The organism is Acaryochloris marina MBIC11017, assembly GCF_000018105.1.
GTDB classification, from domain to species: domain Bacteria; phylum Cyanobacteriota; class Cyanobacteriia; order Thermosynechococcales; family Thermosynechococcaceae; genus Acaryochloris; species Acaryochloris marina.
This window is the reverse complement of sequence record NC_009932.1, coordinates 67985-93440: the sequence shown is the minus strand read 5'-3', so window position 1 is coordinate 93440 and position 25456 is coordinate 67985. Positions and strand designations below refer to the sequence as shown.

The following is a 25456-nucleotide window of genomic DNA, read 5'->3' as shown; positions in this document are numbered from 1 at the left end:
CTCGCTTTGCATTCAACATATTATGAAAACAAAGTTAACTTAGTTATAGTTTGTTAAGAACTAGCTGTACACTATTTTCATAATTAGATTTTTATGCACCTAGCTGTTTTACTAATGTCAATTTAAACTTGTAGTGGCCTACTTTCAATAATTGACGCTTTAGTTTTCCAGCACTTTCTTATGCCTTTTTTAGGCTAGGAATAAGCAGAAGAATTCAAGATAAATGCTAGTACTTAATTTACGACTCGTTACCTAATTCTCCTTTAACGAATCGCTTGAGTAGGCTGTGCCGTTGAAAGAGATGGCTAGTTTTGCTCTTTTCTGTTGCTAGCATTCTCCAGGCAATAATCTATATCGTGTGAATGGTGACCAAAACAACTGATCTGATCCATCAAATATCTAGACTGACTTGGTTCTTTGCTATCTTGTTTGTTATCCTTTCAGGGCTGTTTATGAGTCTCTACGGTTTTATTCGCTGGCGGTTTTGCGTAGATGGAGTGTTATGTACCTTGCTCCTTCACCCCATCCATTTCTAGTACATCAGCCTGCGAGAGGGCAGTGATGGAGTTGGTGCGATTCAGCAATATCGCGAATCAGCAGTATGTGGTCATATAGATAGTCCTCAGCAGCTTTTCGTTCGTCTGTTTGCAGACTTTTGTGTTGTTCTAGGTGAGACAACACCCATCCCACCAAACCTGAGTCATCAAGCTTCTCCAGGGAGTGCTGGGGTATTTCTTCAATCATTTGCCAGAGTTGACGGAGAAGAGGAGGTGACATCGCAGTAAAATCGCTTAATACTATTGGTGCTTATACATTGATTGCTATACATCTTATTTTTATGTTTTTTTAAGATGTGCAGCAATCTTGATTTTAAGATCTGGTTTTAGCTTTGTGGTCGAAGTACAAACATCTTTACGGCAAAGCACCTACAACTCCTTCAAGTAATACTTTTTATTGCAAAAAGAAACCTCTCAATCGCTGTTCGATCAAGAGATTCAAAGGCTTGCCAACGGCACTTAATTAGAGGCCCGGTGCCATCACTGCTGCCTGTTTTTGCTCCTCCTTCTGCTGTACTTTCTGCTTGGGTCGCTGTTGCTGGGCAACCCTAGCCTGAGCTGTCTTCACCGTGCGGGCAATCACTTTTTCTGCAACCGAGGCTCCTTTGTCTGCCGTGAGACCTTTGAAGTGAGCGGATTGACCCAACATCGCCCGCACTTCTTTGGGCTTAATTCCATCTTTTAAGGCGTTATCAGCGGCTAGTTTGACTCCTTTCAAGCCAGGTGAAACATTGGCTCCATACTTGGACCACAGACCCTCGGCTGGATTATTCGGAACTGTGGCTTGTTTGGCCTCTGGCTGCTGCTGTTGAAGGTGTTCCTTCGTTTCCATTTCAGCGCTCAAAGATTGCTTGGCTAAACCCATCGGGTTATGCAGTATCCGACCCTTTTTGATATTCAGTAAGACTTTATTCCCCTGCTTAATCACCAGATTCCCCCCAAAGGCTGCGGGGTCTTCCAAGGCTTGCTGCAAGGCATCTCGTTGAGAGTCCGTGATCGAGGTGGATGGATCTGGGGCACCGTTCTTCATTTTGAAGATATCAATGCCATCCATCTTGATATACAGCCGATCCACGTTCATATTGCCAGCGGCTAACTTGTCCACTAAACCCAATACATAATCTTCTGCTTCTTGAGAAGATTCAGAACGAATCGGATTGACCATATTAGCAGCCGTCTCCACTGCCGCCTCAAAGATATTGGCCTGTGTCCCTCGCTCTGATTGACCATTGCCATTCTCTGAGGGCTGAACGTTGATCTCAGGCTGGGTGCCGTTTGACTCGACTTGAGCCGCAGCTTTGAGTTGGGGTTCTGCTTCGACTTGAGTTTTATCCATAGCCAAGACGGTTGCTTGCTCTGGAGATTCAGTGGGCTGAACCTGGGTAGTCTGTTCTTCGCTGTTAGACAATTTTGCAAACTCCTGTTCTACAAATAATTCAGCATGGATGCCGATTTGACGGATATGACTGGCGACACTGGTGAGAAATTCTTGAGAGCGCTCTAATGCCTGTTGACCATTGGCGAGTATTTCATTGATGGTCATGGGTCGAATCTTCTGAAAGGCAACGACGGCAGAATTCGCCACTGTGCGGCCCAACATCAGAGAAGTACCCACAGATCCCACGGCATGGGTGACCATATCCTGGCCTGCCAATATCACCTGAGAAGATTCTGATGAAATCCAATTAAAGCTGGTTTGAATCCCGCCAAAGGCTGGCAGGCCAGACATCACGGATTCCCCAAAGTTGCTCATGGCTTGTTGGGCCAGAGAATGGGTGCCAGACTGGAAGGCATCACTCCCCCACTTGATTGCTGTGCCTGCTAGGGGAGCAACAAAGGGGGTATGGGTGGCCGCAGCCGCTACGACTAATGGCACCCCCACATTTTGAATCCCACTCTTGATGAATCCAAGGGGGATCGGGGACACGGCAAAGGCGACATCCTCGGCCTCCTTCGCTGTGTTGTATAGGTCTTTGAAGGTAGACATTTCAAACCCTCGCGAGGTTTACCTATGAAACATAGGCAAGATGACCTGTGAGGGACAAATCGTTATGTGAGGATTGGGTTTGAAGACTGTTATCTATCGTGCTGATGGTGAGAGATCGTAGACCTAAATCAAAGAATTTTCTGGGGCAGAGAGAAAAATAGGCAATCGAAATTCATATAAGTTGCTAGTATCAATAAACGTAAAATATTGATGATTTTTCTAGATGCAGTGATACCGTTTTTCTAAATCGTTTTAGAGTTTTAATCTCATGAAATATTGCTTAATTGGCCTTGCAAGCACTATTGGACTTTCTCTAGGTTTAACAGCAATAAATTTCACCAGTGAAATAGCTAGAGAATCTGACGAAAGAACATTTAAATTTGATTATCCGCAAGACATTAATCAGGTTGCATTTATCTGTACTTTTTTCCCTTGTGATCCTTACCCATAATTGCTGTGAATCAAGATATTTCCTTCTTTGAATTTGCCGTTACTTAAATAACAAAGGATTAACACCTCATGAAATACTGCTTAGTTGGGCTTGCCAGTGCGTTGAGTCTATCTATGGGCTTCATGTCTATAAATAATTCAATAAACATCACAGAAAAGTCTTTCGGTGACAAGCTCAATATTGAGCAAAGTCATAATGCCGAATTACATGCCATCGGATGCCATCCTATTTATAATCCACAAGCATGTAAATTTGGAAATTAAGAGGTATTTTACAACCCCAAATCCTGTGACTGAGACTGCCTTTGACTCTGCTTCTGGGACTGATCCGTTTGCTGAGATCGACGATGTTCTACCTTCTCTCGATTCAGTTCATGTTGTGCCCTGGACAATACCCGGTCCTCATACAGCTTCACTTTCTCCGCTGACTGGGTTCGCTGAGCTACTTCCTTGATCGAGTCACCCGCCCTGACAATCTGCCTGAGCTGTACTCCCTTGAGTCCTCCCTGCATCCCAGCTTTGACGTTGGCGATATCGTCGGCTCGTGACTCAAATTTGATGGACACGCGATTGTTGTATTTAGCGAGTTGTGCCTTGAGTATTCGTAGAGTCTCAGCCGTCAATCTGGCGGCTTTCTCTACGCCTTCTTCGGCCAGGTGCATTCCTTTCTCAGCATCCCGTTCTAAGGTCTGGTCTTGACTAGGCTGCATCGTCCATCTCCTCCATTTCGTTTACATCAGTTGCGTCTTCAGTGCCTTCTTCTGCATCAATTTCTGCGGCTTCTTCTTCAATGGCGTAATACTCTGGGGGTGGGAGTAGATCCTCTGCGGCTGCGGCTCTGTTCTCCATTGCTACTTGGATATTGATCTCTCCAAAGTGCTTCTGATGTTCTTCTTGGAGGCTGGGTAGGATGTCCTCTCGCCATGCGACTTTACACTGCTTCCTTATCCTGGCTTGACGGCTGTTCTCGTTATAGGGAAGCTGTTTCTTCTCATAGATGATCGGGTGACCGTTGGTGGAGGCATCGACGATGATGCATTGCCCCGGTTTCTTCATGGCATCTAAACGGTCTGCCGTCATCAAATCCACTTGCTGAAAGCTGTCGTTGCGACTCCGTGAATGGTTGGAACCAAAGGACTCGTTTTCCGTGGTGCTGATGATGGTTTTCTTGCCTAAGCGGTTGGCGATGACTTGATTACTCTTATAAGATCCTTGGTTCATATAGATCCGGGTCGGCAGGTTGGCGGCGATGCTTTCCCAGCGCTTCTCGCCATAAAGTTCCTGCATCTGTTCTTCTTGTTGATAAACCATCCACATCAATAGACCATTCTGCCGTCCGAGGGCTGACCATTTCTTGGCGTTGGGATAGAGGGTGAAACTGGCTTCTTCGATGATCACGCCTAGGTTGTTCTGGCGTCTGCGGGTATAGCTGATGTTGCGCTTGATCAGCATATGTTGGGCGGCGGCGAGGTAGGTCTTGGTGGCTTCTAGCTGGTCTTCATTGATGCGGAAGAAGATGGCTTGTTTGCCTGTGAGGTCCAAGGGGATGGTGGTCTTGGTCATGCATTTGGCAATCTCGGGGTCGAGAAATTGTACCCAGTTCTGGCTGGCGGTGGATTGAATGGTGGGGCCAGGGTTTGCACTGCTGGAGCTGTTGGCGACGGTCCTCAGTCCTCGGCTTAGGTGAGTCATAAAGTAGGGGAGTCCTTTCCCCATCTTGTCGTTGTCTTTGGCTGCGGCTAAGCGTTCGGCGATGTTGTTGAGGCCCATCAGTTCCCAGACCATCAGCATGTCAGCATATTCACTGCTTTTGGCTCCGAGCATCATGGACTGTTGTAGGAGGTCAGACTGGGGACCGAAGTATTGATGTCTGCGTTCATAGTTCTCGGCAGCATTGATGTTGATGCCTCGGGTTAGTTCAAGGGTGCCTGCGAGGTCTTCATCATTGGCAATCAGGTCGAGGAGGTTGAGGCCACCGGAGAAGGGGAGTTTATCTGCGGAGTACTTTGAGGTTTCTTTGATGCCAGGGGCAAGAAAGTGAAGGTCATAACCCAAGTCATGAAGATAGGCAGCGGTTTTCTCCATGAGTTCGCCTTTGATGTCACTGATCATCAGGGAGGCTCCATCTTCCGCGAGGGATTCGATGAGGCGAAGGGCAAAGCTTTCAGTTTTTCCGCCACCGCTTTTACCTGAGACAATTCCACCGGGATTAATGGGACCAAGGGTGATACCTGTTTCTGGGTTGAGCTGGATCGCGGACTTTTCGATGTCGCCTTCAGCTCGGATCAGTTTGGCTTTGTTGGACCCTTCTTTGATTTCTTTGGGGGTGGCTTCTCTGGCATTTGGCATTCCCTCTGGAATTTGAGTTCTGCATCGATTGAGGGTACTGAGCCAGATGATAAAGACGATGCTGAGAAAGCCCACAGTGAGCCAGCCATAGTTGATGGGAATGTTGTGGAACCCTCTGTATTCTGGTGAGGGTTGGGTGGTTTGTTGGGGCATATGAAAATTCCTGCTAGGTAGGGCTAACGGGAACATAGGCAGATTGTATGGTGGGGTGCAAATTTATTGATTGCAGGCTGTTGACTAGTCAACAACAATCTTTTTAACTCGATACCTACATTTTTTCTTAGTTACTTCCCCGATTTTGAATATTTCTGAGGTCTGGCCGAGATACGTGTAAAAACATTCAAGATGGTCCCAGAAACTATATATAGAAAGACTTTTAGAGATCTAGTTTTTTCACTTCTTGATCACCTTATAGGATGTCAAACAGCTCCGAAAAGCTTTGCCTAGACTAGATTTCGTCAAACTTAATCGGTAGTTGAATGGCTTGTTCAAAAGGTACAGGTACAGTCTCTAAGTCCAAGACAAAATCTCCAAATCGCTTCAACTGCTCTGTGAGATAGGGGTGTGGCAAAGAGTTGTGAAACCAAGGAATCACTTTCAACTTGAAACCACTCTGCTCAATGCCCGTGATGTCATTGATGTTCTAAGCCAAGTAGCAAGGATTGCTCAAAAGTATTGAACAGAACGATATTCCTTGTTGCTTTCCTCTGTTGGTTAGAGAGTATAAAAAGTTGGCGTGTAATGCTACAAAATTGACGCATTATGTCACTCCCCAAAAAACTTTCAGCCCGTATGCTGTTCTCAAGAAATCAGAATTAGCTCTCAATCCAAAAGTGACTGGGAGCAACATCACTAAACGAAAGCACTTGCAGCTTTCCATCTCACAACAATAATCTCAACCGTAAGGTAAAAGTACATGGATAACTTTAGTAATAAAGTCATCGTCATTACTGGTGGAACAACCGGAATCGGCTTTGGTTATGCCAAGGCATTTGGCAAAGAAGGCGCAAAGGTTGTGATTAGTGGTCGGCGAGAAAATCGACTACAAGAAGCGATAACAGCGCTCAATAATAATGGCATTGAAGCCAAAGCTATCCTCGCAGATGCCAGTAGCTTGGAAGACACTGAAAAACTGGCCGACTTTGCTTGGGATAGTTTTGGCAAAGTGGATGTACTCATCAATAACGCTGGCATGATGGTGCATCACGCGCCAGTTCTAGACATGCCCCTAGAAGATATTCATGCCATCTTCAACGTCAATCTGTTTGGTGTCGTCATTGGTTCCAAAGTATTTGGTAAGCGCTTTGTTGATCAAGGCACTCCAGCAGCTATCTATAACATTGGCTCGGAAAACTCTCTTTTCCATGGGACGCCTTTTAATGGTGCCTATGTTGCTACTAAGCATGGAGTGCTGGCCTTTACTCATTCACTGAGAGAAGAGCTACCAGACTTTATTGACGTTAGTTTAATTTGTCCAGGCTTTGTTGTATCTGAATTGGGGCCACCCGAGAACATGCAGTATGGTATGCCGACTGATCAGTTTGTGAGTATAACAATACCTCAGTTAAAAGCCAATGAATTCTATGTTGTCAGCCATGCTTACAACGTGGTGATGTTACATCAAAAACAAAAAGCTTTGGCCGCTGCTTATGCAACATATGCTCCCCGTTACGAAGGGGATGTTCGATACGACGTCAGAACGAATCTCAGTCCTGTTCTGCAACAACAAGTGGGTCAATCCCTACGTGAATTTTAGTCTAATCATTGAGGAGGATAATAATGAGCAAAGTCATCTTGATCACTGGTGCATCTTCAGGTATGGGGCTGGAGACCGCTAAGTTACTTGCCCAAGAGGGCCACAAAGTATATGCCGGGGCAAGAAGGATTGAGCGCATGGAATCGCTTAGATCTCTAGGGATTATCCCGGTACAGATGGATGTTACCAATCGCGAAAATAATCAGAAGATTGTTGACCAAATTATTGCCGATGCAGGACGAATTGATGTCTTGATCAATAATGCTGGATTTGGCTTATACGGACCAGTAGAAGATGTACCCTTAGACGATGCACAATACCAATTTGACGTAAACCTGTTTGGATTGGCTCATTTGACTCAAATCGTGCTGCCCTATATGCGCCAACAGAAGTCAGGCAGGATTATCAACACCTCTTCTATGGGTGGGAAAATTTATACACCGCTAGGAGCCTGGTACCACGCTACGAAACATGCCTTGGAAGGCTGGTCCGATTGTCTAAGGATTGAGACAAAGCCATTTAATATTCAGGTTGTCTTAGTGGAGCCTGGTGGTATCAAAACTGAATTTGGCGATGTCGTAGGTAAGCAATTGCAAAAGTATTACGACAGCAGTGCATATCAAAAACAGATGGATCCTTACCTCAGGATGATGGCAGATCCTAAGGCTATGGATAATGCCACAGAACCGATTGTTTTAGCTAGGGTTTTTGTCGAAGCTGTTAATTCCAAGAACCCCAAGCGCAGATATGTCAAAGGCTCCATGGCCAAGCCACTGATGTTTATCAGAAAATGGTTAGGTGACGGAACCTTCGAGTTCATAATTAACCGAGCATTTGGCTAACTGGTGGCTCGACTACTGTGCAGGGATATCGTTTCAATGAACCCAACAAACCATAAATTCGTATTGGATTCGGGCTGGCAAGTCTTGCTGAAAGATTTGGGTGTGTCTCCCCAGGCGATATTACGTCAAGCGAATTTACCCCTAGACCTATTCTGCCAGCCTACTCCTGCCCTAACTTCCACGGAGTATTTTCGTTTTTGGGAAGGGTTAGAAACTCTTTTATTAAAGGATCCAACTTTTCCGTTACGGATTGCTCAATCTATCACCGTAGAGTCTTTCAGCCCACCTATTTTTGCCTGTATTTGCAGCGAAAATCTCAATCAGGGTATCCAGCGATTAGCCTTATATAAACGATTGATTGGCCCTTTTCGCCTTGATGTTACACAAACTATCCATGACACTCAGATCGCCCTGGGAGAGCTTCCGGGACACCCACCGATCCCCCAATCTCTCATTGCTATGGAGCTAGCGCTACTCGTGCATTTGACTCGATTGGCGACCCGCGCTTTCATTATTCCACTTAAGGTGCAAAGTACTTTCACGATTCCCGGTTCAAAAGAATATGAGGCTTTCTTCGGTGTACCTCTGGACAACGGTGAGCTTGATGGTGTTGTCTTTTCAGCGGCAGATGCGCAAAAGCCATTTCTAACCGCTAATGCTGGGATGTGGTCGATTTTCGAGCCTGAATTGCACAAGCGTATGCAGCATCTAGAAGTAGATGCGCATTTTCGGGATCGCGTTCGGGCTTGTCTAATGGAAATTCTTGCCAGCGGTCAATGCACGATGGCTGATGTCGCGAAAAGGCTGGCAGTCAGCACACGCACTTTACAGCGACGGCTGCAAGATGAAAATACAAGCTTTAAGCAAGAACTGAGCAGCTTAAGGGCGGAATTGGCTAATCACTATCTTGTTAATACACCCTATTCAAGTGCAGAAATATCCTTGCTGCTTGGCTATAGTGAACCCAGTTCATTCTTCCGAGCCTTTCATCTCTGGACGGGGAAAACTCCCGACATTGTACGTGAAATGTCATAATCTAGCGACCACGATTTATGTGTTGACTGGAGTGGATTTATAAGCTTGACCACAGAAGGAACAGAACCGATGTTTGAGGGAAAGCATCGGTTCATTGCATTGACTACACCAACTTCTTAGCTCAGCAGCACAAGCAAAACAGTATTTTGCTCTTAGAGGCATCCGTAATGGATCCGGGATCGTTCCCAGCACTCAGCAAGTTGGCAGAACTTCAATCGAGAAGCCGCCTCCACAGCAATCCCTCGACATACAGCCTCAAAGTACTCTGCTGGCACGCCTAGGGCATAAGCAAGACCATTCTTGGTTTTGTGATTAAGTTTAGTGGTCTTCCCCCGTTCAATCTTGCCAATACTCTGCAGATGCACATTTGCTTTAGCCGTTAACTCTTTCTGATTGAGACCTTGACCAAGACGCAATCACCTGACATATTCAGCCAAGGATTCACCGGGGTTTGGCGCTTGAGGTTGCTGGTCGTATTAGATGTGCTGATCAAACCAGCCCACAAACGCTTCTGGAGACCGTCCCAGATAGTCGTAGCCCGCAAACCGGCTGGCTTCTAAGTCCAGCATCCGCAGATCTTTTTCCACGGTCAGGGCATCGTAGTAGGACCGCACCATGTCTAGATTGGTCCAGGGATCGTTCTGGTTCTGAAGGACCAATGTGGGGACTGAAATTTTAGGGGCATCGTTGATAAAGTTGGGCTCAGCCATATTGAAGCCAAGGCGATCGCGGGAGACCTTGGCCCCAGCGCGCTCCATAAATCCAGGCATGCCCAGTGCTTTGACGAAGTAGCTGTAAAGCAGGGGCTGCACGTTAACCAGCGCCTTTACCTTGTCACGACTGGCTAACCCATCTGCTAAGCCGTAGGCATAGGTGGTGGAAGCAGCCCCCATGCAGATACTAAGCAGCCCCACACTGGCATTGGCAAACTCAGGTCGAGCCGAAACAAAGTCTACTGCTGCCACGACATCCTTAGCTTCTTCAGGCCCCCAGCTCACCCACGGAATCGTACCTAGGTCGCTTTCTCCATGCCCCCGCAGGTCATACATCAATACGGAATAGCCCTGCTCAGCAAGGTATTTGGCCTGGCGTAAAAACTTGATGTCTTCTTTCCAGGGTGCGATCGGCCCTCTGCCTTTGGGAGACCAGCCACCACGGTTGCATTGCACACCAAAATGGCTCTGCACAATCACGCGGTCTGTGCCTCCTTTGATCAACCAGCCCCGCAGGGTTACACCGTCACGCGCTTTGAACTCCACATTTTCGTAGTTGAGTCCATAGTCTGTAGGACTGTCAAACAACGGTGACTGGGATGGCTTGACCATCATATTGGAAACCATATTGCCAAACATATCTGACCTCTTGATGAGCGTGATGACGTTGAATCGTGTGATGACTGTGTTGGCGGGTGACTTATTACACTGGCGGCATTAGTAATGGGGTAACTTGGTCGATAAAGGCCTGGCGAGAGTCAGCTTTAGCGATCATCCCTGCTAGCATTTCTGCATCAGAACCGACCGGGTTGTTGATGGGGGTGTCTTGGGTCGCACATTCAAAAATTTTGTCGGCTACTTCTTGAGGATCAGCAACTTGGCCACCCTGGTTGGCCATCTTCTGAGCGACGTCTTGCAAGTGAGTATGCAACTTCTCAGCATGAGCCACTAGTTCGGCATCTCCAGCTTTAAGGATGTCGCTGGTATTGGCATTAAACCGGGTCGTCGGATAGGCCCCAGGTAGAACACTTTTTACTCGAATGTTAAATGGCTTGTAATCAAAGGCCATACCTTCCGTGAGGCCCTGAACAGCATGCTTGGTTGAGGCGTAAATTGAGATGGTGGGTGCGGCGAGCATACCTGCCATGGACGTTACGTTAATGATGCAGCCTGATTTTTGTTGACGCATAAACGGCAAAACGGCACGGGACACATTCATGACGCCAAAGACGTTGGTTTCAAACATTGCCCGAATGTTTTCGTCTGTTGCTTGCTCAAACAGGGAGTGGCCACCGTAGCCTGCGTTATTAACCAGCACATCAATGGTGCCAAAGGTGGTGATTGTCAATTTAACCGCGACTTCAATACTGGCTGGTTCAGTTACATCGAGTCGGGTTACAACTACATTTTCAAGTTGTGTGAGGTCCGTTTCGCGCTCCGGAGAACGCATTGTAGCCACCACATTCCAGCCAGATTGCTGAAACTTCAGGGCGGCCAGTTTACCAAATCCTGAACTTGCCCCTGTGATTAGGACCGTTTTCTGATTCATGAGTTTGACTCCTGATTGTGGTGATTGAGGGTTGATATTGAACGGCTTTGCTATCGGGTAAATTATTCGTTATTGATTGCGATCGCCCCATGAATTAACGCGGATAGTCCATACGTCATCGTCGATTCAAATTCCCAGGGGGGCTGATTGACTTCTGGATGCCGCAGCGCTTCCAGCAAATTTTCACTGGGATTAGAGAGGGGCCAAAGGCCAGCAATCATTGAGTAGGTGCATTGAATCACCATGATCCACTGCTGCTGATTGAGGCGGGGGAACACCGATACCAAACTCTCTAATAGTTCTTGGTAGGTGGTATAACCTTGTTTTTTGAATTTAATCAGTTGCTCAACGGAGGAATTACGCTCCATGGAGATTGAAAGTTGGGGAATCAGATTGAGTAATGTTTCATGTTGCAGCAGTGTTTCGACCCAAACCTGAGTCATTTCCGATACGTTATCCACCGATGCCATTTGCTGAAGTCGGTTTATTAATGCGCGCACAAATACAATTTGTTCTGCTTCGTAAATGACTAAGAAAATCTCCTCTCGGGTCGAGAAGTAGCGATAAATATTGGCTTTGCTAATTCCTGCTTCACGGGCAATCCCGTTGAGGCTAATTTCTTCATATGCCAGCTCAGAGAAAAGAGACTGAGCTGCTTCAAGAATTTCCTCTCGCCTAGCAGCTTTTTGGCTTTGACTCCGTGCTCTTGCCCAACTCATAGATAAATAAGTAACCACTGGTCACATAATAAGCAACCACCAGTCACTTGTCAACCTTTACTTGGCAGTTCTTGTCTCTCCGAAGGGCATTGGCCAGTCGAAAACCATCACAAACCACTACCTAGCGGAGTAGGAAGTAGAAGTATTGGAGGGATTGAAAGAAAGCCGCTGTGTGGTAATTTAATCAGCGCTGTGATTTTCCAGAATGCCGTTGATATGTCTCTGGCATTGCAACAGCTCAGTGCGGAGGGATATCCGATTGATCGTGAGGCACTGGCAACGATGAGTCCTTATCTGACTGAGCAGTTGAAGCGGTTTGGAGATTTTGTCTTGGATCTGGAGACCGTACCTGTACCTTTTGAACAAGCCATTCAACTACCGATTAAGTTTGACGAAATCTAGTCTAGGCAAAGCTTTTCGGAGCTGTTTGACATCCTATGAGGCGATCTAAAAGTCTAAAAGCTAAATCTTCAAAAGCACTGATGTATATAGCTTCTGGCACCATCTTGCATGTTTTTACACGTATCTCGGCATGCCCCCTTTCTGAATCAGAACAACAGATGGTTTGGCAGAGTCCAACCTGTTCTTTAGGTAGCATGAGAGATTGAACGGTAATTTGCATGGGAACACGCTAGAAATAGACTAACGAAACCACAGACAAGATTTACCGGGCAGCCAAAATCATTTCCCTGATTGCGACCGAGCTGCTTGCCTTAGTTTATTAAAGACTGCTGTGCCCAGCCGATCCTCATATACTTTCTGAGAAGGGTAGGAACCTTCAAGATATGACAACACTTCCTGACAGTCTCCTTGGGCATTGGTTCTGAGGTAAGTTCTCGCATTAGGTACACCTGGAAGGTTGTAGCCCTCTCGAATCAAGTGGTATTGGCTTCCATTGTGCTCAATTGAAGCAAGTAACTTTGCTGAGTCAGACGGAGAACCTTCCTCTTGGCTTAGCCTAATCTGATTTAGGCATTGCTCGGCAGCGGGGTTGGCTTTGGCAGGGGATAGGTTAGCCAGACCTGCTATTAAAAACGTTGTGAATATAAGTGTTTTTCTCATGACTTTTTGCTCAGAATGGTTGGCTGTAACCGCCTAAAGGGGGGAGGTTAACGTATTTCCTTGGGTTTACGATGGTGCCCGAATTTGGGTCCCCAGTCACGAAACCTTCTTTAACTCCAAAGTCAATGTGAGGCCCAGTTGATTTCCCTGTGCTACCCACAGTTCCAATAACTTGCCCTGGGTCCACTTTATCGCCTACAGACACATAATTGTTTTGATTGTGCCCATACCAAGTAGCCAACCCATTTCCGTGGTCTATCAGGATATAGTTGCCATAACCTCCAAACCACTCTGAGCGAACAACTACGCCCCCATCTGCCGCCTTTATAGGTGTCCCAGCATCCCAAGCTAAGTCTATGCCTGAATGGAAGCCCGTTCCTCCATAAACTGGATCGGTTCGATATCCATAATCGCTGGTGACCTTATATTGCTGACCCGATAATGGATCTTGTAACTCCCCAGAGGCCACACCGGAACCCTGAACAAAGGGACTATTACTCACCAACAACGTAGGATTACACCGCTGTGAATTCGTATTGATTGCAGCCAACAATGGATTCTGCCCTGCATTCCCATTCGGACCATATTGAGCCAGAATTGCTGGGTCTTTCCAGATGTCATGCTGTTCAGCTCCACCCGGTAAAGAGGTGAACTGACCATACCGAATCACATTCCCCGCTCGACTGTAGACATGCTGACCAAGCAATTGATCTGCTTGCTCAAACTCACCCGCCTCAATCAACCCAAGAATGTCTGTCCCAATCTCGTCACCAAAGGCTTGGATCAATGCGACGGTCGCCTGATCGCGTTCGGCTTTATTCGTGGACCAAGCATCTAAACCATACCGATCCAATATTATTTTGCGAGTCTCAGGGATAAACTGATATTCCCCATAAGCCCCAGTATTGGGATGGGCGTCAATATCCGTTCCCCCAGATGATTCACCCAAGGCTATACGGGCGAGATACTGTCTCAAACGATGTTGAGGATCTGAAGGCGTTGAAGTATTGCCTTGATTATGGTCTGTATGACTTCCAGCAGCATTCGCAAAGGTCTGTTGGGCTTGACTCGTACCCACGAATCGCCAGTGCCACGGCTCAAAGTTGATTCCCTGACGATTGTTCTCTGGAAAGCTCAACTCAAACCCATACTTCCCAGCATTCTGTTGCATCCAGGCATACTCAGGTGTATTCGCAAAACGAGTCTCAAGCGTGGGGTTGGCATTCGTACCCACATCCACGGCTAACCCCGTGTGATGTTCACTGTGACCTGCGGGGGCTGACACTTTAGCCGCTGCTTCAGGAGAGCCTTGCCTTTGAGTCTGGAGGTCGAATAGCTGCTGTTGGGTCTGATTGTCCCTAAAGCCTGAAATCGCTTTGATATCCAATCCCTGAGCGGCTGCATCTGCCACCATTTGCTCAAAGGCTTGGGCTGCATCTGGGGCTAAGGTTTCCTGTACCCCATCGACGGAGGTCACGTTGACCAATTGACCTGTGGTTTCCGCATAGACGAAGTGACCATAGAGGGCATTGTTATTCGGTGGGGGACTATTCCCCGCTGTTGTCGTTCCCCCTAAGAAGTCAGGGACTTGGCAGAAGTCAATGGTTCTAGTCTTCTCGTTAATCCCTGGAAAGTAATCTTGGACTCTACGACGAGCGAGGATCGGGAAGATGCCCCCCACTTTGACTTTCCACGGGGTTTTGAAACTAAAGATATGAGCCGTGCAGTGCTTCTCAAATAGGATGGTGACGCAGATCTGAAAGTCGATCCATAGCCTTGCTTCTGCGGGTTTGTCATCGTATTCCGTGATGTCTCCCAGACTGAATTTGGTGAGAGAGCCATTGCCAAAGGGTTTGATGCCTGCGCGTTCTTTGTTTCCAAACAGACAGAGAAACCCTTTACATCCTGGGACTTCCTGATCTCGACTCATCCACTCTTTTCCTAGAAGTGGATCACCAAGTATCGTAGTTCCTGGTTCAAGAGGGGCCATCTCAAACCGAGGGAACCCTCGCTCTGGTCGCTTGCTCCTGCTCGTGGCACTCTTAATCCCATGTTCTGGCTTGAATTTGGCGTCAGGGGTGCCACCACTGATCGGCCTACCATAATGTTCTTCTGGCCCATCCTGACCACTATGGGCCGCATCGAATTTACCTAAGATATCTCTGTTAAACAGGGTAATGATGACGGGAGCGACGATGGACCCAAGGGCCGTATCACCGAGGCCAGGGACTGATCCTAGGATCTTGTCTTCTATGCCAGGGAACTGTTCTAGGGCCATATCTGCCAGTTGAGGAAGGGCTTGGTCTAGGGGCTGATTGGCGATATGGACGATGCCCCCAATCGGTACTCGCTTGAGTTCGGGGAATTCTTTGATGATTTCATTGAGGGTAAAGTTTTGGATCTCATTAATGGCATAATTCTGGGCGCGTTGTCGGGCGGTTTCCCAGTTGCCTTCTATGACTTCAATGGTGAGTGAACCGACGGGTAAGCGGCGCAGCTCTGCGGGAATGTCATTGCCAATTTCTCGAAGTAAGACTTGTTCACCTTCTTTGATGGCCCCTTTCCAATTGCCATCTAGGAGGTCTTCAAAGGGGATATCTTTGAGGGCTGGGTTTTTATTCAGTTCGTTGATCAGAGCTTTCTTACCTGTACTCAGGGCATTGCGTTGAAGCTGCTTCTGGGCACCTGTGGGGTCGAGGACGACTCCGACGACGGCTTGGAATAGGGGAGCGGAGTCTTTGAGTTTGATATCGCCGTTGTTGTAAATGTCTTTGACCTGTTCGAGGTTGAGGCCATTGACTAGTTCAACCTGGCCGATGGGCACTCCGCCGATGTCGGTGCCAATGGCATTGTTAAAGTCTCTAAGACTGTGTTTAGTGAAGCCTGCAAATTGAGGGTTTTGCTTTAAGTCTCCAAATTTGATGATCCGATCTGGTGTGGCTCCAGCGGGCCAAGCACGGTTGGGGTCATAGGTGAGGTTGGGGTCATCCACGACAACCCAACCAGGAGAGCTGGCACCGGGGAGACTAGAGAAAGAAACCTCTTGGGCTTCCGGGGGTGGGTCATAGATTAGCCCAGGAACATTGGCAAGTTCGGGGGCTGGATAGTACCCGACTTGTTGAGTCTGACTCCAGACAGGAAGGGTCTGGGAAGCGGCGATGAGGATGGAGGCGATGAGGGTAGGGCATCGCTTGAGAGCAGTGAGGGTCACAAACAGAAATCCCCTGTAGTTGGGCTACAGAGGAAACATAGGTAAGATGGCCTTTGAGGTGCAAATTGAATCTTGGTGACCTAGATATCCGCATAAAACCCACTCGCTGAAATCAACGAGTGGGTGAAAAAATCTAGAAAAATATATGACGAAAGATAGGCAAATTACCCCATAGATTTTAGTCAGCTTAAAGGTATGTGTATTACTCTTAACTGACTCTATCTAGCTCTTCCTTTAGACTTGAGATAAAAAGTCTGGGTAGACTCATGGCTAAGAGATGTAGTCACTGTAATAGCACTGCCCTAAAACGGTCTAGACATAAAAACTGCGCTGAAAAGCTTCTATTGGTTATCAGAATCAGACCGTACCGTTGCCGTGATTGCGGAAAAAGAAGTTTCCTCTTTTTCTAACTGAGAACGGTTAAACTTCCCCATCACAGCGCCCATAGCATTAGGCTCATCTAATTCACACTGATTGAGAAGATAATATAAAGTCTATTCTTTGAGAGAAGAAGCAACGGAAAGGAAATAACTATCTCCTTGAGGCTGCAAGTCAAAATTAGCAATATAGCGCTGAAAGCTTGAAAAATAACAGTCTTTACGCTCAATCATCTGATGGATTAAGGTTTGCAACTCCATTCGATTCTTTTGGTTCATCCCAGAGGCAGCTTCTGACAAAATAATTTCTATAGCTTCTTGGCGGTCCTCATCGGGTAATAAGGCGATATTCCAGGCAAAAACAGCAATACTCAGCAAGGATTTCACATCTTCAAAACTAGATGTTGTTTCTTTGTAGGGATCAATAAATTCCTCCAAAACGTCAGACATTTTGGCAACGCCCTTTGGGCTAGTGGCTATGTCCTTAATAAGGTCTTTTCCAGTTGTTTTCTGTACTTTTTTTTGCAACCGCTTGAAGGATTGAACGGTTGTTTGTTCATCATCTTGTTGTTGATGGAGTAATTCACTAAAACCTTTAGATTTTCTAGCCATAATGGTTCTTCTGATGAGTCTTCTTGAAATTAAGCAGCCAGATGCACACTAGATTAACAAGAACTGGCAATGAGCAATGAAATCCCTCCCAAAGCATGGTTAGGGAGGGGGAGAACGCATATTCTTAGAATAAATCCAAGAACTGACAAATTACTTTGGTAGTAGCAAATCAAAAGAACGGCACAATCTCAACCTCGCCATCAAACCACCAATCCTGCTTTCTTTTTCAGCCCATTATGCTCGCAGATAAAGTCGAATCAAAATTCCCACCTGGTGTCATAATGCCACGGCCAATCCGCTGCCTATGCGACTTTTTGGACAATCATGGTTATCCGATCAGTGGTTGCTTCGAGATTAGTACCATAGGTGATGATGATATGGCGGCTTGGTTTCCTAATGACGTGGCAATGCAGCAACAGTTTGCTGTGTTTGGCCGTGGCTCTACGGGTTCCGTATATGCTCTTTGGCTTCGAGATAACCTCGATACCGAGCTTGCTCCAGTTATCGTTCTTGGATCTGAGGGAGAACTGCTGGTTCTTGCTACAAATTCGCTAGAATTCTGCCGCTTATTGGGTTGTGGATATGACGAATTGGAGTGGGACGACCTTACCCAGAAAGCCTCAGGTTGGAACGCTACTCAGCCATTGCGTAACTGGCTGGCTACTAATCTAAGTATCGATTGCCCGCCAACGGGTGACTCAATTGTCTCTGCAGCCAAACAGCAGTTCTCAGGCTTCCCTGATTTTATTCAACAGTGGCAAAGGGAAAACCTTTGACGTGTGATATCGATGAATAAAGAGTCTGGAAAACCATGTTAATCAGAGAAACGATGGGAGTAGGGCATCGCTTGAAAACAGTGAGGGTCACTAACAGAAATTCCCTGTAGATGAGCTACAGAGGAAACATAGGCAGGATGACCTTTGAGGTGCAAATGGGTTGATATGTCAGGGGTTGAGGCCAGCAATTTCTAATGGCGTCTAATCGCCATCACTAGATTTTTCCCAAACTGAGACGTGAGAACGACTGGTATTTGTAAAGGGTTCGTTCTTCCAGCCTCCCCACCTTCCTTTCAGTTCTAAATTGGCAATCCTCGCCATCAGATCTAGTTCTGATGGCCAGACATAGCGACATGGAATACAGGACAGTTCTATTTTTGAATCTCTCACCATCATGTGATGCGACTCTAAGGTTTGAGAGACGAAATCATAGTCATCTATTCCCCAATGATCATCCCCGAATTCAAATACATGCTTGGTTTCACCGAAGGGTATTCGCTGAAGGCTAGGGACTATAACCTCGATAATGAAATGTCCTCCAGGTTCGAGATGAGCGGCTGCGTTCTGGAAGCATTGAACTTGTGCATCTTGAGTCGTCAGATTCATGATGGTATTGAATATCAGATAAACCAGGGAGAATGAGCCTTCGCATTTCGTGGTAGCAAAATCTCCTTGAATGACGGGAATACGATCTCCACCCGTTTTTTCAGCAAGTTTAGAGAGCATAGCCCCAGAAAGATCGATTCCATGAACTTCAACACCTCGCTTTGCTAGGGGTAATGCGATTCGGCCTATTCCAATGCCAAATTCAAGAACCCTACCATTCCCAGCAAGCTCTTTCAGGCAATCAACGACAGGTTCAATTACGTCAGGGTTAAAGGAATCTACATCGTTGTCGTAAGTTTCAGCAACTGCCTCACCAAAATATCCATCATTAGACATGGCTAAAATAGGCATCCTATGAATGCGTACATGAGAAGGACTACTCAATAGCCCATGAGGTGTAAATCTAATTTAGGGCTGCCAGATTGCATATCAAGGTCTATAACTTGAATTCTCGTAGATCAGCAGGTTGCTAGTCCATCCCATCATCTCTATTAATCAATTCCCAAGCTGTTATCCTGACATCTTCTGGGCATTCCTCAGGAATCGATGCAAGGGAAATCTGATGGAGAATAGATACTTTTATTCGAGCATACTTGTAGCAAAAGTTGAAACTAGATAGAGCATGACGATGCAGGGAGGGCTCTTTCTCAATCCACTTATGGATTTCAGCTTGACTGGTCAGGACGTCTTTATCCCAACTTTTTGTTTGCTTCTGAGGCTTGTATTTAACAGTAAGGATGAGCACCAGCAGATTTTCAATCTGTCCTTCGATTACGTCCTTGTACCTTCTCGCCACATCTTCTATTTCCTCAATTAGGTTTTCAAGATCTACCAAATCAAACTTACGAGCTTTCAGTAGTTTTGCCTGCTTCAAAGACCACTTGACTACATCTGTTTCATATAGCGTCTGAATGTTATATGCCATAGCTCATTGAGACAAATTGTGCTTCTTTCAATCACTCCACCAACTCTATCAATCTGATGATATTTTCATCGGGTAGAACTACTCTTACTTATCCACTACACAGAAAGCGCTCAGTCCAGCGATGGAGTGCCTTAAAATATATTTCCCTTATTCGAAGTATACTCCGAGATATAAAACTGGTGCTTCAAACTCCTTTCATTCCAAATAAAATACACAGGAATGTCATGAAAATTACGACTCTTTCTATACTCAACTGCCACAATATTAACGAAGCTACCTAAACCAAGTACGAAAGTGAGAGCTGTGGTTAAGCGCTGTCCTAGATGTAGAAGTCGTTATCTTACCGAATCTCGACTCAGAGGATTCCATGAAAATGTACTTCTGTTTTTTTCGGATTCAGCCTTATCGCTGTAAATCATGCGGACGCAGATTCTACGGATCCGCTAGCAACTCTCATTCCAAATACGAATTACCTTTCGGAGATCTTCTGAAATACCTTTTTACTAGACCCTTTAGAGCATTGCGGAAGTTCAAGACATCCCGTCATTGATCAATACTTCCCTTCAAGAGGAGTTGTATTTTTAGATTTCGCGTTTGAGATCGAGAAGCTGAATTAGTGTCTATATATTCCTAAAAATGAAGGAATATTTTTATTTAATTTATCGAGAAAATTTAAGGTTTTATGAATTCAATGGATGTAACAATTCAAAGGTCCGATAAATCTGATACCTGCTAATACCCCACCTTGCTTGACATGGTGAGCGTGGGGTTCCTTGAAAATTTAAGACGAACCAACCGAACATATAACGCGTGAGCATCAAACTTCACTATATTCAGCAAGTATCTCTCTTGCTATGTTTTTGTTTAGTTAGTCCTAATCAAAAGGTATTGAAAATTTCTAACCTGTGATACATATATCTTGGAAACATCCAACAGAACTTGCTGTCCAATTACCCTTAAGTTGGACGGTTTTTTGAACGGAATGAGGCTCTGCAACGAAATCCCTCCCAACGCATGGTCAGGGAGGGAGAAGAATGCATACTTCCAGAATAAATCGAAGGGTAGAAAAGCTGTCTTCTTTTAGGCTATTCAACCCACTGGAACCAACTCAACCTCTCCATCGAACCGCCAGTACTGCGTCACTTCCCTGGTCCTACGCTAAGGGTTAGAACAGAAGGTACGCTTGTAGGCCCAGAAAAATTGGACAGAGTTAAAGGATAGACAGAATGGCCCTTGGAAGGGAAATCTATTGATATAGCAGGAATCTATTCTTCAAGAGTAGAGGCGACTGAAAGAAAATAGCTATCCCCTTGATCTTGTAAATCAAAGCTAGTAATACTGCGTTGGCAAGACCAGAAATAGTGGTCTTTGCGTTCAATCAGTTCCTCGACTAAGCTTTTCAAGCCCTCTATGATGTCCTGATCAGTGCTAGAAGCCATTTCTGAAAAGATCTGTTTTAGTGCAACTTGGCGCTCTTCCGGGGATGTCAAGGCAATATTCCAAGCCAAAACAGCAATTTTCAAAAAATTATCAAGCTCTGAAATACTGGGGGTTGTCTGTACGTATGGTGCAACTAATTCTTGCAAAACTTCTGACATCTTGTTCACATCCGGGGGGTTGAACACCATGTTTCGGGAAACGTCTTCTCCCGCAATTTCCTTGACTTTGTTCTGCAGCCGCTCAAATGAGTCTGCGTTTTTTTGTTCTTGACGCTGCTTCTGATGGATTAATTCACTAAAATCCTTAGATTTTCTAGCCATAATGCTTCTTTAACGCAGACAGTCTTAGATTAAGCAGCCAGGTGTAAATTAAATTAACCAGAAGTGGAATGAAGAATGAAACCCTTCCCTAACCTTAATCTCAAGAGGGGGAAGAAAATATATATTTTGGAATATGTAACCCAGAATAGTCAAACTACTTCAGTATTTGCAAATCACCCCACTGGAACCAACTCCACCTCCCCATCAAACCGCCAATACTGCGTCACCTCTCTGGTCCTACGCTGAGGATTAGATACCAGTCGGGAAATGTGATTCCCTCCCCGCACATCCGCTAACTGGTCTGTGGCAATCTCCCCACCAATTGCAGCCACTGTCCCCATCACTCTATCCCCGAAAGACTCTCCTCCTTGACGCTTCAGTTGCGATCTCAGATACTTGGTATTCTTGCGCCTCACTTCCATCGTCCCTGGTTCAATCTCTTGACCATTGATGCGGGTGACATAAGCCGTGAACTGCAAACCATTCATCTGCTGAATCTTGGCCTCAGCCGTCTGGCCCTTGTGGGGTCCACTGGTAATTTTCAGAGGAATGACCATCTGTTGAGCTTCTTGGGGCGATATCCATTCCACATGGTCAATCACTTTGGCCTTCATTGAGGTGCGCGTCGGTGCAGCAGCGCTCTGGCCTGCACCATAGAACTCAGCCTCAAACTGATCCACCGTTTGAATCTCCCCTGCCATAAAGTTCACCTGATAGTCAGGCTTTACTTTAGTTCGAGGTTTGGCCTTGCTTTGACTGGCAAAGGCCAACTTAACGGGCTTAGTCTGGGGTCTTGGGGTATAGGCGGGACGAGGGATTGTCGGGTTTTTGCCAATGGAAGCGGTCTGAGATGATGACTGGGGTTTTTGACTGATCTGATAGCGGTTACAGCCTGGAACGTTGATATTCCGCTCTACATAACCCACACATTCACTCAAGGAGGGGCCGCTAGGCTTAGAATTCGCCAGTAGGGAAGGACTGGGCTTAGCTGGAGTATAGCTACGTTTGGGAGTGGGGTTGCGATAGAGCCGACGAGGAATACTAACGGTATTCTGGCGCTGAATGGGTTTCCCACGCACGGGCACGGGTTTCTTCTGTTTGGCTTGTTGTTTCTGAGCCTGCTGCTTGAGCTGTTGTTGCTTGAGCTGCTTCTGTTGCTGTTTAAATGGCTCTAACTCTGCGGCCTGAGTCAATCCCATATTGTCTTGGGTGAGCTGGGCTTTCTCTAATTCAGACTGCTGAAGCTTTTCCGTCAGCTCGATAATCTGCTTATCCTTGTCCCCCAAGGCCATCACCTTCTGGGGTTTGGGTCCCCAAATCTTGTAGCCCACAAACCCCATGATGATCAGGGGGATGGCGATACTCCCAATCCTGAACCAGGGCTGGAGATAGTAGGGGTGTTTGACTTTATCCCCTGGATCGACCATTTTCTCCAGATCGTTGATGGGCCGACCTTCAGAAATCTTGTTCTCTTCTAAGAGTTCATTGAGTTCCGGGTCATCCAACAATATGGCTTTGGCTTCCTCGACCTGGCGTTTATCTGTCGGCATGTCTCGCTCCTTGTCTTTGCTCTCTGGGTTGTTCTAGGTGGGCAGATCCACAATGTTGGTAATCAATAGCTCTGAATGCAGGGCATCATCAATCATGCGGCCCAGGTCCGTATCGGCAATTTGCCAGTTGGGCCTAAACCCTTGCACAGCTCGTAAGGTCAAGATTTTATTGACCTTGACGGGGTTATAAATCAGGTTGTTTTGACCATCAAAACGGTATTGGGTGGCATACAGCCTGACATCCCATTCATGGGCTTCTGCATCTAATCGCTCAATCTTGGCACCCGTAATGGTGGTCTTTGTATCCCTCTTTTATCACTTTAGACAGATAAAAAATAGACTATTCTCAGTTTCTATTTTTCTAATGAGTGATGTCAGCTTCAAGAAGTCCAGAACCAACCATTGGCTTTGTTGATGAGTACTGCCAACTATTTGCAGAGTTATTTCCCCAAGTCCGCAGTTATGAAGCCTTCAAGCATCTCCATCTGGGGATGATTAGTGATATCAAACGTAAATCATTGCCCGCCATTGCAAGAGCAGTGGGCTTGGAGAACCATCAAAGCCTGCATCATTTTCTGAGTGAATCACCTTGGGTAGCGTCACATTTGTCTGACAAGAGATTGGACATCATCTTGAAAATACTGGATGGGCGCAGGTTAATTCTATTGATCGATGAGACGGGCGATTGCAAAAAAGGCAAGAGTACCGACTATGTGAAACGGCAGTATATCGGCAATGTGGGCAAGAAAGAGAATGGCATCGTCGCAGTCACTGCCTACGGGCTGTTTCAAGGGATGATTTTGCCTTTGTCCTTTGAAGTGTACAAACCCCGAGAACGTCTTAAAGAGGAGGATGAGTATCTCAGCAAACCCCAAATTGCTGCTGGAATGATCCGACAGTTGCAAGGGATGGGCTTTTGCTTTGAGCTCGTCCTGGCTGACAGCTTGTATGGGGAAGCTCAAACAAACTTTGTGAATGTCTTAGAGGAGTTAAAGCTGCCCTATATCCTAGCGATTCGTAGCAATCATGCGGTGTGGTTACCCGCAGAACAAGCAGTCTTTGCCGAACCGTGGCAGTCATTTGAACGAACCTTCAGCAATGGCACCACTGAAACTCGTTACAGGCAAGAGATCATTTATGGCCAGCGACACCACCAGAAGCGCTATTGGCTATTAACCACGGACCCCCAAACGCTACCAGAGAACTCAACCTCTTATGTCATGGCAGCGGCACCCGAGATCAAGCTGGATGAAATTGGGGATTGCTATGGCTTCAGAACTTGGATTGAGTATGGTCTCAAACAGTCTAAAGATACCTTGGGTTGGGCTGATTTTCGCATGACGCACTACGAACAAATTGAAAAGTGGTGGGAGATAGTGATGAGCGCTTTCTTGATGGTGAGTTTGTTCGCTGATGTCTTCAATGACTCTTGTCCAGTGGCACATCAACACTTTGCGCAGCATCCTTGGTGGGATAACCAAAACGGGTGGAAGAATCTGCTCAATAATGTGCGCTTGATCATTCAACCGTTAATCAGTTGGAATCTTCTAAAGCGCTGGTTAGAAGTCTTTCCCAGCCGTGCTTTGAAAAAGGGGTTTGAGCAACTCACATCAAAGATGGAGGCATTTTGCTGTCCACTGGTGAGGAAATTGCTCAAGCATCCTGATTTTCTCTCTGTCTAAAGTGATAAAAGAGGGGTATGGTGGGACTGGCCTACATAGTTGGCAAAGGGATCTTTGGCTTTGGCATAGGCGACATGCTGACGCCCTAACCACTGGGAACGAATATCAGGATGGATCTTGAAAGCTTGGGTGTACATAGGCAGGGGGTAGATCAGCTTGCCTTCACGGTGACCCTCGCCATTCATCGGCCAGGTGTAGGCCACGGAGACAAACTCCTGGGCAAACCGCATCACGACTTCATCACTGCGATAGAGGGGGTCCACGGGCTGACCTTTGACCACTAACCCGGAGTCAGTCTGGATATACACCTGAGAGGGGGCTTGCGCTCTGGCTCCTTGGGTAAACCAGGAAAAACAGACAAGGATATTCAGCAGTAAGGCTGAAACAACTAATAGGGGGAGGAAGCGAGATATTTTCTTAGTCATCGTCAAAGAGCCATTCGTCTTCATACAGCATGAAATCCTTATCTAAATCAGGATGCAGGGGTGGACGCCCCCCAGATGACACTGCGCTAAACAGCAGTTGGACTGCCAGGAGAAGCAGAACGAATCCCGTGAACCAAAACCAAAGGATGTACACATGGTCAAAGGTCCAGCAGAAGGCAAAGTAGAACAGCACCGTCATCCCGTAGATAAACCGGAAGTCTGACCACCAGAATCGGAAGTCTGGGACAAAGAGCTGGCAAATGATCAATCCAAAGCCCAAGGTGAAAAAGGAGTCCACCCCTGCAAGCTGATCTGCCCCAGCAAAGATGCGGTGGTAACCCGCAAATAGGGTGAGAACGGTGCAGGCCATCAACCCACCCAAGGGAGTCAGATCTGCAAAGACCCCACGAATGATGATCAGCAACACGGCAAAGACGATAAATACAACGGCGATGGTTGGGTACAAGGGCATGATTTTCTCCCTTTAGTCACGGTTGCAATAAACATAGGCAA

At 46.4% G+C, this 25456-nt stretch carries 28 protein-coding genes; 8 read left to right on the top strand and 20 right to left on the bottom strand.

Annotated elements, in window-relative coordinates; genetic code table 11:
* Positions 1-540: 540 nt before the first annotated feature.
* Both AM1_RS36555 and AM1_RS36550 read right to left on the bottom strand, forming a co-directional pair.
* Entirely contained in the window at positions 541-777 is a 237-nt protein-coding gene (locus tag AM1_RS36555; protein ID WP_012168340.1) for a hypothetical protein, read from the bottom strand.
* 243 nt (positions 778-1020) lie between these two features.
* On the bottom strand, positions 1021-2544 hold the full coding sequence (locus tag AM1_RS36550) for a hypothetical protein (protein ID WP_012168339.1): 1524 nt from the start codon (positions 2542-2544) through the stop codon (positions 1021-1023).
* 268 nt (positions 2545-2812) lie between these two features.
* Between AM1_RS36550 and AM1_RS41875 the strand changes: the two genes are divergently transcribed.
* Positions 2813-2995: a hypothetical protein gene (locus AM1_RS41875; protein WP_148216128.1), complete on the top strand. Its 183-nt coding sequence runs from the start codon at positions 2813-2815 to the stop codon at positions 2993-2995.
* A 68-nt stretch (positions 2996-3063) separates the two neighbouring features.
* Complete coding sequence (locus AM1_RS40630) at positions 3064-3258, top strand: hypothetical protein (RefSeq protein ID WP_083776924.1); 195 nt, start codon at positions 3064-3066, stop codon at positions 3256-3258.
* Positions 3259-3266: 8 nt separating this feature from the next.
* On the opposite strand, the gene AM1_RS36545 is transcribed toward AM1_RS40630, so the two are convergent.
* From AM1_RS36545 to AM1_RS44165, 3 genes are all read right to left on the bottom strand, one after another.
* Complete coding sequence (locus AM1_RS36545) at positions 3267-3704, bottom strand: hypothetical protein (protein ID WP_012168337.1); 438 nt, start codon at positions 3702-3704, stop codon at positions 3267-3269.
* Entirely contained in the window at positions 3694-5496 is a 1803-nt protein-coding gene (locus AM1_RS36540) for a type IV secretory system conjugative DNA transfer family protein (RefSeq protein ID WP_012168336.1), read from the bottom strand. The genes AM1_RS36545 and AM1_RS36540 overlap by 11 nt, the downstream gene beginning before the upstream one ends.
* A gap of 295 nt (positions 5497-5791) precedes the next feature.
* Positions 5792-5914: a hypothetical protein gene (locus tag AM1_RS44165; protein ID WP_269150248.1), complete on the bottom strand. Its 123-nt coding sequence runs from the start codon at positions 5912-5914 to the stop codon at positions 5792-5794.
* A 345-nt stretch (positions 5915-6259) separates the two neighbouring features.
* On the opposite strand from AM1_RS44165, the gene AM1_RS36535 reads away from it, so the two are divergent.
* From AM1_RS36535 to AM1_RS36525, 3 genes are read left to right on the top strand one after another with little or no spacing between them, the layout of a single operon-like run.
* Positions 6260-7099, top strand: a complete 840-nt coding sequence (locus AM1_RS36535; RefSeq protein ID WP_012168331.1) for an SDR family NAD(P)-dependent oxidoreductase — start codon at positions 6260-6262, stop codon at positions 7097-7099.
* A 23-nt stretch (positions 7100-7122) separates the two neighbouring features.
* Positions 7123-7941 carry an oxidoreductase gene (locus AM1_RS36530; protein WP_012168330.1) on the top strand — a complete coding sequence of 273 codons (819 nt, stop codon included), beginning with the start codon at positions 7123-7125 and terminating at the stop codon, positions 7939-7941.
* Positions 7942-7977: 36 nt separating this feature from the next.
* Entirely contained in the window at positions 7978-8976 is a 999-nt protein-coding gene (locus tag AM1_RS36525) for an AraC family transcriptional regulator (protein ID WP_012168329.1), read from the top strand.
* Positions 8977-8991: 15 nt separating this feature from the next.
* On the opposite strand, the gene AM1_RS43800 is transcribed toward AM1_RS36525, so the two are convergent.
* The 5 genes from AM1_RS43800 to AM1_RS36505 all read right to left on the bottom strand — a co-directional run bounded on the left by AM1_RS43800 (position 8992) and on the right by AM1_RS36505 (position 11957).
* Entirely contained in the window at positions 8992-9138 is a 147-nt protein-coding gene (locus tag AM1_RS43800; RefSeq protein ID WP_238549399.1) for a double zinc ribbon domain-containing protein, read from the bottom strand.
* A complete protein-coding gene (locus AM1_RS43795; protein WP_012168328.1) occupies positions 9129-9392 on the bottom strand; it encodes a helix-turn-helix domain-containing protein in 264 nt (87 codons plus the stop codon). Before AM1_RS43795 ends, AM1_RS43800 begins: the two co-directional genes overlap by 10 nt.
* Positions 9393-9452: 60 nt before the next feature.
* A complete protein-coding gene (locus AM1_RS36515) occupies positions 9453-10328 on the bottom strand; it encodes an alpha/beta hydrolase family protein (protein ID WP_012168327.1) in 876 nt (291 codons plus the stop codon).
* A gap of 64 nt (positions 10329-10392) precedes the next feature.
* Positions 10393-11238 (bottom strand): SDR family oxidoreductase, encoded by an 846-nt coding sequence (locus AM1_RS36510; RefSeq protein ID WP_012160901.1) that lies wholly within the window; start codon positions 11236-11238, stop codon positions 10393-10395.
* Between the two features lie 62 nt (positions 11239-11300).
* On the bottom strand, positions 11301-11957 hold the full coding sequence (locus tag AM1_RS36505; RefSeq protein ID WP_012160902.1) for a TetR/AcrR family transcriptional regulator: 657 nt from the start codon (positions 11955-11957) through the stop codon (positions 11301-11303).
* A gap of 192 nt (positions 11958-12149) precedes the next feature.
* Between AM1_RS36505 and AM1_RS44705 the strand changes: the two genes are divergently transcribed.
* Positions 12150-12359 carry a Tn3 family transposase gene (locus AM1_RS44705; RefSeq protein ID WP_049783922.1) on the top strand — a complete coding sequence of 70 codons (210 nt, stop codon included), beginning with the start codon at positions 12150-12152 and terminating at the stop codon, positions 12357-12359.
* Position 12360: 1 nt separating this feature from the next.
* Here the strand turns inward: AM1_RS44705 and AM1_RS36495 are convergent, their stop codons facing one another.
* The 3 genes from AM1_RS36495 to AM1_RS36480 all read right to left on the bottom strand — a co-directional run bounded on the left by AM1_RS36495 (position 12361) and on the right by AM1_RS36480 (position 17219).
* Positions 12361-12579 carry a hypothetical protein gene (locus AM1_RS36495; protein WP_012168325.1) on the bottom strand — a complete coding sequence of 73 codons (219 nt, stop codon included), beginning with the start codon at positions 12577-12579 and terminating at the stop codon, positions 12361-12363.
* Positions 12580-13029: 450 nt separating this feature from the next.
* On the bottom strand, positions 13030-16230 hold the full coding sequence (locus AM1_RS36485; protein WP_012168323.1) for a D-alanyl-D-alanine carboxypeptidase family protein: 3201 nt from the start codon (positions 16228-16230) through the stop codon (positions 13030-13032).
* 494 nt (positions 16231-16724) lie between these two features.
* Positions 16725-17219, bottom strand: coding sequence for a hypothetical protein (locus tag AM1_RS36480; RefSeq protein WP_012168322.1), 495 nt, complete (start codon positions 17217-17219; stop codon positions 16725-16727).
* 377 nt (positions 17220-17596) lie between these two features.
* On the opposite strand from AM1_RS36480, the gene AM1_RS36475 reads away from it, so the two are divergent.
* Entirely contained in the window at positions 17597-17995 is a 399-nt protein-coding gene (locus AM1_RS36475; RefSeq protein WP_187153007.1) for a hypothetical protein, read from the top strand.
* A gap of 201 nt (positions 17996-18196) precedes the next feature.
* Here the strand turns inward: AM1_RS36475 and AM1_RS36470 are convergent, their stop codons facing one another.
* The 5 genes from AM1_RS36470 to AM1_RS44160 form a co-directional block, all read right to left on the bottom strand.
* On the bottom strand, positions 18197-18937 hold the full coding sequence (locus AM1_RS36470; RefSeq protein ID WP_041661532.1) for a class I SAM-dependent DNA methyltransferase: 741 nt from the start codon (positions 18935-18937) through the stop codon (positions 18197-18199).
* Between the two features lie 133 nt (positions 18938-19070).
* Positions 19071-19526 carry a DUF29 domain-containing protein gene (locus tag AM1_RS36465; protein WP_012168318.1) on the bottom strand — a complete coding sequence of 152 codons (456 nt, stop codon included), beginning with the start codon at positions 19524-19526 and terminating at the stop codon, positions 19071-19073.
* Positions 19527-20791: 1265 nt separating this feature from the next.
* Positions 20792-21286, bottom strand: a complete 495-nt coding sequence (locus AM1_RS36460) for a hypothetical protein (RefSeq protein ID WP_012168316.1) — start codon at positions 21284-21286, stop codon at positions 20792-20794.
* A gap of 173 nt (positions 21287-21459) precedes the next feature.
* Positions 21460-22836 carry a hypothetical protein gene (locus AM1_RS36455; protein ID WP_012168315.1) on the bottom strand — a complete coding sequence of 459 codons (1377 nt, stop codon included), beginning with the start codon at positions 22834-22836 and terminating at the stop codon, positions 21460-21462.
* Between the two features lie 33 nt (positions 22837-22869).
* Positions 22870-22998, bottom strand: a complete 129-nt coding sequence (locus tag AM1_RS44160; RefSeq protein WP_012168314.1) for a hypothetical protein — start codon at positions 22996-22998, stop codon at positions 22870-22872.
* 209 nt (positions 22999-23207) lie between these two features.
* Between AM1_RS44160 and AM1_RS36450 the strand changes: the two genes are divergently transcribed.
* The gene (locus tag AM1_RS36450; RefSeq protein WP_012160919.1) at positions 23208-24518 is read left to right on the top strand and encodes an IS701-like element ISAcma8 family transposase; all 1311 of its coding nucleotides are present in this window, start codon (positions 23208-23210) and stop codon (positions 24516-24518) included.
* Here AM1_RS36450 and AM1_RS36445 read toward each other — a convergent pair.
* Both AM1_RS36445 and AM1_RS36440 read right to left on the bottom strand, forming a co-directional pair.
* The gene (locus AM1_RS36445) at positions 24515-24943 is read right to left on the bottom strand and encodes a hypothetical protein (protein ID WP_012168313.1); all 429 of its coding nucleotides are present in this window, start codon (positions 24941-24943) and stop codon (positions 24515-24517) included. The two genes, AM1_RS36450 and AM1_RS36445, sit on opposite strands and share 4 nt — an antisense overlap.
* Positions 24936-25415 (bottom strand): hypothetical protein, encoded by a 480-nt coding sequence (locus AM1_RS36440; RefSeq protein WP_012168312.1) that lies wholly within the window; start codon positions 25413-25415, stop codon positions 24936-24938. The genes AM1_RS36445 and AM1_RS36440 overlap by 8 nt, the downstream gene beginning before the upstream one ends.
* Positions 25416-25456: the final 41 nt, after the last annotated feature.